Source organism: Cutibacterium sp. (assembly GCF_030525615.1).
GTDB lineage: Bacteria > Actinomycetota > Actinomycetes > Propionibacteriales > Propionibacteriaceae > Cutibacterium.
In genome coordinates this window covers 277,057-287,854 of record NZ_JAUNEJ010000002.1, presented here as the reverse complement: position 1 = coordinate 287,854, position 10,798 = coordinate 277,057, and the positions used below count along the sequence as shown (strand labels likewise).

Below are 10,798 nucleotides of genomic sequence, written 5' to 3'. Positions count from 1 at the left end.
GCGGGGAAGACGCATATACCCTTGCTTTTGTGGCGGCTAAGGCGGGTTCACCCCCGCGGAGGTGGGGAAGACCTGATCGCTGCGGTTGTCGGACTTGATTTCCTGGCACCCTGCAAGGCAGCCATGGGTCTCTAATTAAAAAAGAGATGCAGGAGGGTTGACGTGAAGAGCAAGCTTTATAAGGCGGTTGTGCAGCTGCTGGTAGCAATCTCTATTGGAGTTCCCGTTATCGAGTGGCTGGCAACGGGAAGAATGATCCAGCTGTCTCGTTGGGAGCATGTGCTGTTGGGGCTTCTAGCGCTTGGTTTCTTGTACGAAGGAGGCAAGAACATGAATCATGCTATTGCCGGTTCGCGCGAGCGAGGCGAAAAGAGACTATGAGCTCTGACTAGTAGGATTGAAGAGGATGATTCACATTAGAATCGACCCTATTGAATAGGTGCGTTGTAAGCCTCGGCTTACAACGCACCTATTTCGCCCGGGGCGCATGTTGCGCGTGTGTTGTGATGATGCAGGGCGCTGGTTCGAGTTGGTTGGGCTGGTGTTCGATGACGAGCGAGTGCTGGTCATCCCATGCGATGCAGCGCGCTCGTCCTGGACGCCCTCCAATGGGGAAGGGACCTTCTCGTACAGTCGCAGTACGACTGGATCCAGAACTAGACGCTGCGCTGACGGCTCGACAGCACGAGAGTGGGCAAACCACCTCGGAAATTATCCGGTCGGCTATCAGCGCGTATCTCGCTGCCCCCTGCCCTACCACCCGCCCCCTGAGCCCCCATCACCCGGCACCTGGGAAAAAGCACGCAGGAGCCCCCGGCAAGGCGCTGAGAGGGGTACACAGAGACGCAAGCAAGCCCGAGGGGCACACAGAGAGCCGGGGAGAGGCATTCGGGGGTAAGCCCCCTGGGGACGCGGCAGTGGGGGACGGATTTTCACCAGGGGTGGCCGGTGGGTTCACCCCCGCGTAGGCGGGGAAGACTCGATCCTGCCGCCCTCTCCCGCCGCGGTCATGGGTTCACCCCCGCGTAGGCGGGGAAGACACCCCGGTCACGATCAAGGCCCCATCATGAGCTGGGTTCACCCCCGCGTAGGCGGGGAAGACTCCATACCCCTGATACGTACTACGCGGGGTCGAGGAGCGGACTCCCCCACCCTCGTGTAGTACACTGTATTACAGACGTCTTAAGAATAATCCCGAGGTGACATCATGAGTTTTTCCATCCGTTTAACCGACCATGAGCGCCGCTTAGCTGATTCTTACGCCCACCTACACTCGCAGTCCCTGAGCGATGCGTTTAAACAAGCCCTCTTCGACCGCATCGCCGACGAGTTCGATCTGCAAGTAGCCCGTGAGGCACTCACCGACTACGCCAACGACAACTACCAGTCTCGTCCCATCAGTGAGCTATGGGACGAGTGTGACCTATGACTTGGCAGATCGAAACCACTAGCCGGTTCGATAAAGAATTCAAAAAGCTGGACCGCTACACCCAAAAACTCATCCACGGCTGGATCACGAAAAACATCGACAACACCGACGATCCCCGCCGCCACGGCAAGCCCCTCACCGGTGATCTTTCTGGACTGTGGCGCTACCGGATCGGTGATTATCGCCTCATATGCACACTCAACGATGACCGCCTCATCATCCTTACCCTGTCCATCGGTCACCGCCGCGACATCTACCGATAAGCCCCGATAGAAAGATACATAGATACTCATACATCTATCATCATGTACACCTATCTACATTGCTGGGTGTCGGTGCCCTTGTGGGCGACGTCCTCAAGCATCTAGCTCTCGTGCAAGGCACCACGGCATAAGTGGAGGACTCACAGAAGCCAACTAAAATTGTAAATAGGGGGTTGTCTTATATGTAAAGTGGGACTCTACTATAATAGATGAAGCCGCAGAAAACCAAGGACGTCTTCAAGCTGCTGCGTTCCCAGGGATGGGGCTATCTGCGTGACGCGAAAGGAATTCATGAAATCTGGGGGAGGTCTAACGAGGCCGGGCGCGTATCGATACCAACAGGTCACCGGCTCATGTCCGCTGGCGTCCTGGCGCAGCTGGAGCGAGCAGGCGTGACGATTCCGAAGGAGTGGAAGTAATGAGCATGACAGCAGAAGCTGAGACGGTCTATGACGTGATCGCCCATCGTGAGGTCTCACCTGAGGCGAATTTCTGGGTATTCGAGATTCCGGCCCTCGGGGCGGTTGGGCAAGCAGTGAAGTTGGGTCAGGTCGCAGACGAGGCCCGCGGAATCATTACCGCCTGGGATGAGGATGGACCCGATGAGAAGGCGTTTAAGGTCCACGTTCGCTTGGATGGTGAGGCCGACGCCCGCCGCATGTGGGAAGAAGGTGAGGAGGAAGAGCGCCAAGCCCGGAAGGTGCTTGATCACGCGGCCAAACGCAAGCGTGAGGCCGTTACCCTGCTGAGGGTCGAGAAGAAATACAGCGCCAACGACACCGCCCGCGTGCTTGGGGTGACCCGCCAAAGGGTTTACCAACTCACCCGCTGATACCTCTCTGCCTACTTACCAGCTGCTCGAAAACCACCGGAACTGAATCGCATGTGGACCCCCATCTGGCACCAGGCCCACACCTACCGATCGGCAACCAGCACGACTAACGCCGCTCCCAGCACAGGGGAAGGCGGCGCACCAGGTGCGCCGCCGGTTCACCCCCGCGTAGGCGGGGAAGACACAGCGTTCACTAACGATCCGGTGTTCGGTGACGGTTCACCCCCGCGTAGGCGGGGAAGACTCCGGGGGACGCGGGGGTGGGGGCCATCAGTTGGGTTCACCCCCGCGTAGGCGGGGAAGACATACAAGTTCCTCATGTCCCTAGACCATAGTAGGGCTCACCCCCGCGTAGGCGGGGAAGACGGAACGCTCTCGATGGCCTTCCTTTCCTTGGCGGGCTCACCCCCGCGTAGGCGGGGAAGACAACCCGGCTATGGGTATTCGTATTTCTGGCGATGGCTCACCCCCGCGTAGGCGGGGAAGACGGAGATGAGGTCATAGAGATCTTCTCTCTCATCGGCTCACCCCCGCGTAGGCGGGGAAGACTTGGTGACCACGAGATTGGATCAGTGAGCCGCAGGCTCACCCCCGCGTAGGCGGGGAAGACAGGGGGCGTCTCCCCGGGCGCAACGTAAATGACGGCTCACCCCCGCGTAGGCGGGGAAGACTGTCTTCGCGAGTTTTTGCGCCCTGCACGAGTGGGCTCACCCCCGCGTAGGCGGGGAAGACACGCGCGGTGTCGGGGTTCTTAATGGTGGGTAATGGCTCACCCCCGCGTAGGCGGGGAAGACGCCGCAGCAGTGACGTTTCCACATCGGCGGCTGGGCTCACCCCCGCGTAGGCGGGGAAGACATCCGCAATCACGGCAGATAGGGAGGTGGGTTCGGCTCACCCCCGCGTAGGCGGGGAAGACAGCCCGTACTTCGTCGATGGTGAGGAACCCGGCTGGCTCACCCCCGCGTAGGCGGGGAAGACGTAGGCCGTGAGTAGGTCGCGGGCGGCGTCGTCCGGCTCACCCCCGCGTAGGCGGGGAAGACCGCCGACTCAGCTGGCGGGATCCATTCCCCGAGGGCTCACCCCCGCGTAGGCGGGGAAGACCAGGGTGGTCCAGGCTCTCGCGGCAGGGGCTAGGGTTCACCCCCGCGTAGGCGGGGAAGACGGTCCGTAACTGTCCGGCCGTAATACCGAGTCGGGTTCACCCCCGCGTAGGCGGGGAAGACAGGCTTGAACGCCTAGAAGACCTTGTTCGGCAGGGTTCACCCCCGCGTAGGCGGGGAAGACCATTCCATGCACCGGTAACAATTTCCCGGAATGGGTTCACCCCCGCGTAGGCGGGGAAGACACCCCTGCTGTGACGTGTCAACTATCTAGGGGGGGTTCACCCCCGCGTAGGCGGGGAAGACTTTGGGCCGATGGCGGCAGCCGGGCTCACCCAGGGTTCACCCCCGCGTAGGCGGGGAAGACTTCCAGGTAAGATCACCGCTGCGCTGGGTAATCGGTTCACCCCCGCGTAGGCGGGGAAGACAAAAGCCGGCACACATCACCTTGTCTTGACACGGGTTCACCCCCGCGTAGGCGGGGAAGACGACCGACCCCCGATCGGACCGTCTCGAAGACCGGGTTCACCCCCGCGTAGGCGGGGAAGACACCAGCCGACTACGACTGATGCAGGAACCTCAACCAGATATAACTGTACTCGATTTAACGTCTTGCCGCTCTACGACGTCGCGCAGCTGAACTCCACCCTGGCCGCAGCGTTGAAGTATGCGTCTTATTGTTCGGTCTTCTAATGAGCTTCAGCCCATCGAAATCAACGACGTTCCAGTCATGACGGTGAACGCGGAAATCGAAGTGCTGTTCCCCATGAACTGTGTACACCAATATTGCTCGCCCGTCTCGGCACATTTCGACGGTGCGTTCCCACAGCGCATCCCTGACACGAGCCGGAACGTGCCCGACGAAGACACCTGGACTGATCTCCAATAACCATCGAGTGAGGTGGCCTCGTAGACCTGCTGGACATGCGGTGAGGACGAGCACGATCATGACTACCCCCAGGACTTTCCTCCGGCCACAGCGCCTTCCCGGTCGTCCCACAGCTCCACGATGTCCCAGCCGTACCCCTCATCAGGTTCGCCCGGGGCACCAAGAAACGCGTGGATGTCCTGCACACACCTGGTTAACAGTTTCGACTCGTGAAAAGCGTCACGCATGGCCCGGCGCGTAATACCGGCAAGATCTTCGATATCTCCGGTCGCTGCACATTCGAAGGCAACGGGTACCGCCAACGACGTCTTGTACAAGTCAGCCACGTCGTAGACGAAGGATCGGTCATGTCCGGTGTGGACGAAGCCGAGTCCGGCCGATAACCCAAGCGCCGCGATCACCGAATGAACAACTCCGTAAAGGCACGTCGTGGCTGCTGTGAGGGCCTGGTTCGCTGGGTCTGACGAGGCGAAGTCGTCCACCTTGTAGCTACGTTTATCCCAGTTGACGCCGAACTTGGTCGCAGCGTCCCGATACGCCTGCCGGACCCGAGCCCCCTCATGGCCTCGCAATTCCTGCAATGTTTGTCCCGTGGCCACATCATCGGGAAACCTCATCTCGTACATGCGCCGCGCAACTGCCAACCGCTTCTTGCGATCAGTGACGGCCTCGGCCTGGAGTTGGAGTAGCCGAGTGGTTCGCGCGAGGGGACGCCCGTGGGCGTAATAACGAACGCCTTGCTCACCGACCCACAGTGTCGTCGCGCCAGACTCGGCCAGCAGCATCATCGCCTGGTGCGTGACGTTCGTCCCCGGCCCCAGCAACAACGCGCCTATCATCGACGCCGGGATGTGCACCGTTCCCTGCTGATTTGACGCAGTAATCGCATTGGAATCTCGGTTGACGACGCAATGCTCCATATAAATAAAGCTCAACCGGTCTTGGACGCGCGCCAATTCTTGGACCTCGGCCGGCCGCGGCCCCGGAATTGGCTTGGCCATCGGTCACCTCGTCAGTGGTGCCAGAGTCATGAGTCCGCAGCCGTAGCTTTTCGCGGGCCCGATTCCTTGCACGAGTGCCAGTTGTGCGGCCTCAGCGTCCTCAATCTGGATAACGCCGTCAATCTGGGCCGTCGCCAGCGTCACCTTTGCCCCTTGTCGCCGGAACCGCAGCACGTCACGGCGGGTCACTTGGGCCGAAGGCGTGCTCTGGTCATCGACTGGCAGGGTGAAACCATGACGCTGAACCCGGTCGATGAACCAGGCCAGTTGCTGCTCACAGGTGACTTCGGCGACGCGCTTTCCCCGTGCGCCTGCCGATCTGCGGACAGCAGTTGTGGGATTGATCGTGCATCTGAAACGCCACGTCGAACCCGACCGCAGCCCCTGTAGGAAGGGGTCGTAATCGGCGGATCGGCCTGAAATACCGGTGGACCAGCCCGCCTGTTCGTTGAGCGCTGTCAGATCCGGTCGTAGCGGGCTGACGATCATGAGCCGCACATCGTGGCGAGCCGGCCCATGATCCAGACGCCACAAAGTGCGTGCATTGTCAGAGGTGGACTGGCCGGGAGGGAATGCGGTGAGCACGGCGGCATGGAGTCGTTCCGGAGACGCCAGTAGGCGCATGGCGTCGCGACGAGCGACGTTGATGTCAAACTGGGTGAGAAACATCAGGCTCCTTCCAGACCTGCGAACCAGTCGGGTTCGTCGGTGCCGTTGGGATTATCGACGACCTTTATGATCGTCGCGACGTCGCGCCAACCGTATTCGCGTCGTTCCGGGTTGAAGCTCAGCGGGATGTCACGGACAGTATCGATGTCACGGACAGTATTGCCGGGCTGTCCTGGAGCGGCGTCGTAGGCGATGGGAAGCCGGACAGATCGTCCCTGACGGCGACGGTGCCACGTCTTGGCGTGCCAAGGTTCATCCTTCAAAGCCTCGACCAGATCGCCGTCCCGAACTCCCAAGGACACCTGTCCTTCCGTGGGGCAGGACCTGCGGCCGAGGTACAACGGGAACTGCGGATCTTTGATCGCGTCATCCAAGCCATGAACCAAGGTTGGGTCGCCCTCGACCCCCGCCACAAAAACTGCGTCGGATAGGTAATAGCGGTTCGATAACGGCATGGGTTTGACCTTTGCCCAGTCTATTGCGCTATGGAAGTCTCGGATGACCGAGCCCGGCTGGTCGGTTCGCACGCCGAATCGAAGGGTGAGTAAGTCCTCGATACTGTCGGTGCGACGCCGTCCCTGCGCCGCCGCCAACAGACCGAGCACACCTGACTTCGTCGGTTCCCGTCGAGTGGCTCGGATCGTGAATCGGCTGGAATCCCCCCAGGACTGTAGGGGTCCAGCGAGACGCAGGAGCAGGACGGTCACGACTCGTCCTGGAGAAGTGAGGTGACCTGGTCGCGAACCGAAGCGATGAGGTCGTCTATGGACATTTCGGTGCCCATCGACCCGACCGCCTTGGTGCGGGTTCCGACACGGGTAACGAAGGACGCCACCGGCTCACCGAGAAACGCCTGCTCGCACTCGTGGGCGTAGTCGGCCAAGGCTCGGCAGGATGGCTCGACGTAACCTCCACCGTCGGGCTGGACGGCATCCTCGAATGCCCCGACGAAACTCGTCGATCGCCCTTTCCGGATCTGGACGACGACGGCGTCGGGGATCGTGTTGTTGCCGAAGGTGTTTTGCTTACCGGTTGGCATCGACAGGACGAACCCACGGACGAATGCAGACGCAGCTTGGGCGGTCAAGTCGACGTCGCCGAGATTGCGGTTCAGGGTAGAGATCGCAACGGTCGCGAACCGATACAGCGTCTCGGACGTGAATTCGATGGTACCTATCATCCCGGCACCGGCGTCGTCTTCATCGAGTTTGTAGTCATCGACCGCAGTGAAATAGTCGGACTCGATGTCGACGGCGTGGGTGCTCAGGGCGTGGGCAACCTGCACGGCTGAGTCGACGTTGAGATCCTTCGAATCGGCTAGCATGCGTCCGAACAGCGCCACTTCGATCCCATGATCAGAATCAGCCGCTTTCTTCACGTCGGCTGCTTTGATCTCGTCCTTAGCAGCGATCTGCGCCAGCCGGTCGAGCTGCTGGTTTGAGAAGAAGACGAGGTATTCCGTGTACTCGATTCCCTCGCCACCGGACTTGCGAGGTGCCTTGACCTTGAGCTTGAGTGCCTTGACGACCTTGAGAGCACGCTTGCGAGCGTCGTCCTCATCGAACTCATACGGAGCCGCCGTGAGCCGGTTCATGAGCAGCTCGACGACGCGCTGGGTTCGGGAAGCCAGCTGATCGGTGGGCAGATAGTCTTTGAAGGACGTCCGCACGGCTTTCTTCCACGCCTGAGAACTCACCCGTGCCCGTCGCACGCCGCCGTACAGCGCTGTTTTCGGAGCGCCGGTGTCGTCGCGGTTGACATTGGAAGGTGGGACGCTCTGGATGACGTGGATGTCGACGTAGTTCATCGGGTTTCTCCTTGGTCTGTCGGGGTGTCAAGATTCTGGTCGTCGGATGGAAGGTGGTGAAGTTGGCGTCCCCAGTCGAGCAAGACTCTGTCAGACGCCGAAGTTTGGATACGCCACAGATCTGCGGCGAGTCGTCCGTGGTCGAGGGGCACGTTCTCCGATCGCATAAGGGTGATAAGTCCACGGAGGCTTTCGACGCGGACACCCCATTGCTGGGCACGGCACAGGTGTTGGAATCGAGACAGCGTGCCCGGGTCCCACTCGGTCCCGCCGGAGCGTCGGGAGGACAGGCTGCGTACGGCCTGACCCAGCCCGACTCCAGGCACGTGCATGGGTTCGGAGCGTGACTGCTGGTGTATGGCATATAGGACGATTGAGGCATGGACAGCCCGCTCGGCAGCCGTGGCCGGGGCGGCTCCGTGCCCTAAGAGGTCGTCGGGAAGGCGTCCCAAAGTGACCTCCCACAGCTGGGGGTCGGTTCCTGGTGTCGCGGCGTCGGCACGGCGCAGCGCAGCCATGGTGCGCACTGACCATGCGTCACGGGGACTTGTTAGGTACCCCCGTTGCAGGCGACTGACAACGTTCAGCGTCGCACTTTTGACCTCATTCCACGGTTCTGGCATCACTGCCCCTTTCGGCTGGTATGACGTTGTGGGTCTTCTGGAAGCGGGGCCGAAGTGCGCACACGGGTCACGAAACGCTGCCAGGCGCGGGCGAGATCCATGAGATCTTCCCGGTTGGTCTTGGGATCGGTCACCATACGACCCGTGAGGGCCGCCGGCCCGGCGTCCCGGCATATCTGCTCGCCGACCGTGCGTATGACTTGGCGGGCACGTCGCCGCCAGGACAGTGTCGCAGCGTCGACGTCTGTGGAGCTGGACAGGCGGCTGAACCAGTCTCGGTATGCCAGGTCGAGGGCTGCGTAACCCATCTCTGCGGCGCGAGGACGTACACCTTCCGATTCACTTCCGGCCGCGACGTTCACATCAGTGGCAAGGTTCTGGAGTGCAAAGACGAGGGAATCCGCTGTCCGGGCACAGTCGACCGCCAGTCGCCCAAGCCGCTCATTAGCGATGACGGCAACTGAGGTCGGCATGGCGTCGTCGATCGTTGTAGCCACAACTGAGCTGTTCGTGCCGTACTCCATGCCGATCGTCCGTAACCGAGCCACATGGTCCTGCGATAGCACTCCTTCGCTGGAGCAGGCTGCGAGCTGCTCGAATATCTCGGGTCGTAACCATGGGTTGGGTTCTCCGGCTTTCTTTCTGCGGCGGTCCTCGGCGGTCGGCTCGTGGACGAGCAACGGCTCCAAACCGCGCCACATGGTCTTCGCGGAGTCGTGGCCTCGGGGCATATACACAGTTTCACCGGCGGTTTTCGTCTGCGGAGCGCTGAAGCGCCAGGCGGTGGCCGAGTCGTTATGGAGGAGGTACTTCCACTCGACCTTGTCGCCGTTGCACAGCAGGACGTCGACGACTCGATGGCCGTCGGTGATGAGGCGCACTCGTCGGCTCTGCCAGGTGAACAAGTCAGCGCATCCGGTGGGCACCGGGTGTTCTTCATCCGGTGCGGCAGTTTGCGGGGTTCGCTCCCAGACCGGGACGTCCTTGCGTGGGTCGGTTTCGAGAAAAAGATTGAGCAGGATGGTTTCAGCCAAGGATGTGCCCTCAATGATGACGATTCCCATCGCACCACTCATACCGGTACCAATTGGGAAGCCTTTACCGCTCTTGACTCGGGGATCTCCGATAGCGCCAGATTTGATGCCCGAAACGTCGAAAGCGTGGGCGTGGACCAGCCAGCGTGCTGCCTCGGCAAAGCTCAGCGACTCGATCCCAGCGCCGTCCCGCGTCGTGAAAAACTTGTCGCCGGCGGGGACTTCACTGATGATCTTTTCCAGTCCGGAGTATTCCCCCTTAGCGGTGCGAAGGTCGGCGACTTGCATGAATGGGACTTTGTCGTCAAAGAGGTTGAAACGGTCATGCCAGCGGTCCAAGTAAGGGTCGATGTCCTCGAGCGGCAGCCCGGAGTTCCACCATTCGCCCCAGTCGTCGATCTTGTCGTCATCATTACGGAATCGTGCCGTTGCCCGAATGACAATGGCCAAGAGCAGCCGCAAAACCGCAGCCTCCTGGGTAGGAATCTCGCCAGCGAGTCCACGGAACTCGGTTGCCCGATGAAAGGCGTCCCGGATCGAGACTTCTGTGACGTTGTTGTCTATGGTCCTGGCGGATATCCACGGCTCATCCACGAGGTTGAATGCGCTTGTCATGCGGGTACTCCATTCTGGAGGGGGGACTCAACCGTGAGTCCGTAATAAGAATCGTAGTGGATCTGACGGTTGCGAAGGGTCGTGTTGCCATCGGGGTCAAGGACAAGGACGAGTTGTCCACGCAGCCACGGTGACGACTGCCAGGGGCTTAGATCGATTGGTGGGTTTTCGAGCTCGGCGATCGTCTGGTCGATATCCCATGGGGTCGATAGGGATCTGGGCAGCGTGACTGTGCAAGAGGCGACCGCTCGGGCGAGATCGCCATCGGGGGCACCGTTGAGTGGCAGGTCAGCTCTGGAGAATTCCCCGATGTTGTTCAGGAGGCGATACTCGTCCGAATCAGTCTGCTGCACGACGATGACCTCGATGGAATCTTCCGAATCCCGCACGGAAGCGTGACCACGGGCATTCTCAGGGTCGACGGTTCCCATGTCGGTGATCCCCTTCATGAGACTCGAAGCGCTGAAAGGATCGGACAGTCGGTACGTCTCAGCCCGTTGTTTTGCTTTTTCGTGACGCGTTCGGGATTCGCGGGC

General features: G+C 60.8%; 13 protein-coding genes, 1 pseudogene and 2 CRISPR repeat arrays. Of the genes and pseudogenes, 6 read left to right on the top strand and 8 right to left on the bottom strand.

The genetic code is table 11. From position 1 onward, the window contains the following. The first annotated feature begins 162 nt into the window (after positions 1-162). The 6 genes and pseudogenes from Q4B98_RS05040 to Q4B98_RS05020 all read left to right on the top strand — a co-directional run bounded on the left by Q4B98_RS05040 (position 163) and on the right by Q4B98_RS05020 (position 2,524). Positions 163-381, top strand: a complete 219-nt coding sequence (locus tag Q4B98_RS05040) for a hypothetical protein (RefSeq protein WP_303196008.1) — start codon at positions 163-165, stop codon at positions 379-381. Between the two features lie 125 nt (positions 382-506). Beyond that, positions 507-731 (top strand): annotated as a pseudogene (locus Q4B98_RS10560) (CopG family transcriptional regulator); the annotation flags it as partial. A gap of 218 nt (positions 732-949) precedes the next feature. Then, a CRISPR array of direct repeats spans positions 950-1,105; the repeat unit is 30 nt; unit sequence TGGGTTCACCCCCGCGTAGGCGGGGAAGAC. Between the two features lie 102 nt (positions 1,106-1,207). Beyond that, the gene (gene relB / locus Q4B98_RS05035; RefSeq protein ID WP_303196007.1) at positions 1,208-1,429 is read left to right on the top strand and encodes a type II toxin-antitoxin system RelB family antitoxin; all 222 of its coding nucleotides are present in this window, start codon (positions 1,208-1,210) and stop codon (positions 1,427-1,429) included. Then, entirely contained in the window at positions 1,426-1,692 is a 267-nt protein-coding gene (locus Q4B98_RS05030) for a type II toxin-antitoxin system RelE/ParE family toxin (RefSeq protein ID WP_303196006.1), read from the top strand. Before relB ends, Q4B98_RS05030 begins: the two co-directional genes overlap by 4 nt. A 209-nt stretch (positions 1,693-1,901) precedes the next feature. Further along, a complete protein-coding gene (locus Q4B98_RS05025; protein WP_303196005.1) occupies positions 1,902-2,111 on the top strand; it encodes a type II toxin-antitoxin system HicA family toxin in 210 nt (69 codons plus the stop codon). Continuing rightward, positions 2,111-2,524, top strand: a complete 414-nt coding sequence (locus Q4B98_RS05020) for an XRE family transcriptional regulator (RefSeq protein ID WP_303196004.1) — start codon at positions 2,111-2,113, stop codon at positions 2,522-2,524. The genes Q4B98_RS05025 and Q4B98_RS05020 overlap by 1 nt, the downstream gene beginning before the upstream one ends. Before the next feature lie 158 nt (positions 2,525-2,682). Next, positions 2,683-4,174: a CRISPR direct-repeat array (repeat unit 25 nt; unit sequence TCACCCCCGCGTAGGCGGGGAAGAC). A 54-nt stretch (positions 4,175-4,228) separates the two neighbouring features. On the opposite strand, the gene cas2e is transcribed toward Q4B98_RS05020, so the two are convergent. The 8 genes from cas2e to Q4B98_RS04980 form a co-directional block, all read right to left on the bottom strand. Then, positions 4,229-4,573 (bottom strand): type I-E CRISPR-associated endoribonuclease Cas2e, encoded by a 345-nt coding sequence (cas2e, locus tag Q4B98_RS05015; protein WP_303196003.1) that lies wholly within the window; start codon positions 4,571-4,573, stop codon positions 4,229-4,231. A gap of 2 nt (positions 4,574-4,575) precedes the next feature. Next, positions 4,576-5,433, bottom strand: coding sequence for a type I-E CRISPR-associated endonuclease Cas1e (gene cas1e, locus Q4B98_RS05010; protein WP_303196130.1), 858 nt, complete (start codon positions 5,431-5,433; stop codon positions 4,576-4,578). An 84-nt stretch (positions 5,434-5,517) separates the two neighbouring features. Continuing rightward, positions 5,518-6,183: a type I-E CRISPR-associated protein Cas6/Cse3/CasE gene (gene cas6e / locus Q4B98_RS05005; protein ID WP_303196002.1), complete on the bottom strand. Its 666-nt coding sequence runs from the start codon at positions 6,181-6,183 to the stop codon at positions 5,518-5,520. Continuing rightward, positions 6,183-6,890 (bottom strand): type I-E CRISPR-associated protein Cas5/CasD, encoded by a 708-nt coding sequence (cas5e, locus tag Q4B98_RS05000; protein WP_303196001.1) that lies wholly within the window; start codon positions 6,888-6,890, stop codon positions 6,183-6,185. The genes cas6e and cas5e overlap by 1 nt, the downstream gene beginning before the upstream one ends. Next, complete coding sequence (gene cas7e / locus Q4B98_RS04995) at positions 6,887-7,990, bottom strand: type I-E CRISPR-associated protein Cas7/Cse4/CasC (protein ID WP_303196000.1); 1,104 nt, start codon at positions 7,988-7,990, stop codon at positions 6,887-6,889. The genes cas5e and cas7e overlap by 4 nt, the downstream gene beginning before the upstream one ends. Continuing rightward, entirely contained in the window at positions 7,987-8,613 is a 627-nt protein-coding gene (casB, locus tag Q4B98_RS04990) for a type I-E CRISPR-associated protein Cse2/CasB (RefSeq protein ID WP_303195999.1), read from the bottom strand. The genes cas7e and casB overlap by 4 nt, the downstream gene beginning before the upstream one ends. Then, positions 8,613-10,262 carry a type I-E CRISPR-associated protein Cse1/CasA gene (casA, locus tag Q4B98_RS04985; RefSeq protein ID WP_303195998.1) on the bottom strand — a complete coding sequence of 550 codons (1,650 nt, stop codon included), beginning with the start codon at positions 10,260-10,262 and terminating at the stop codon, positions 8,613-8,615. Before casA ends, casB begins: the two co-directional genes overlap by 1 nt. Then, positions 10,259-10,711 carry a hypothetical protein gene (locus Q4B98_RS04980; RefSeq protein WP_303195997.1) on the bottom strand — a complete coding sequence of 151 codons (453 nt, stop codon included), beginning with the start codon at positions 10,709-10,711 and terminating at the stop codon, positions 10,259-10,261. Before Q4B98_RS04980 ends, casA begins: the two co-directional genes overlap by 4 nt. Positions 10,712-10,798: the final 87 nt, after the last annotated feature.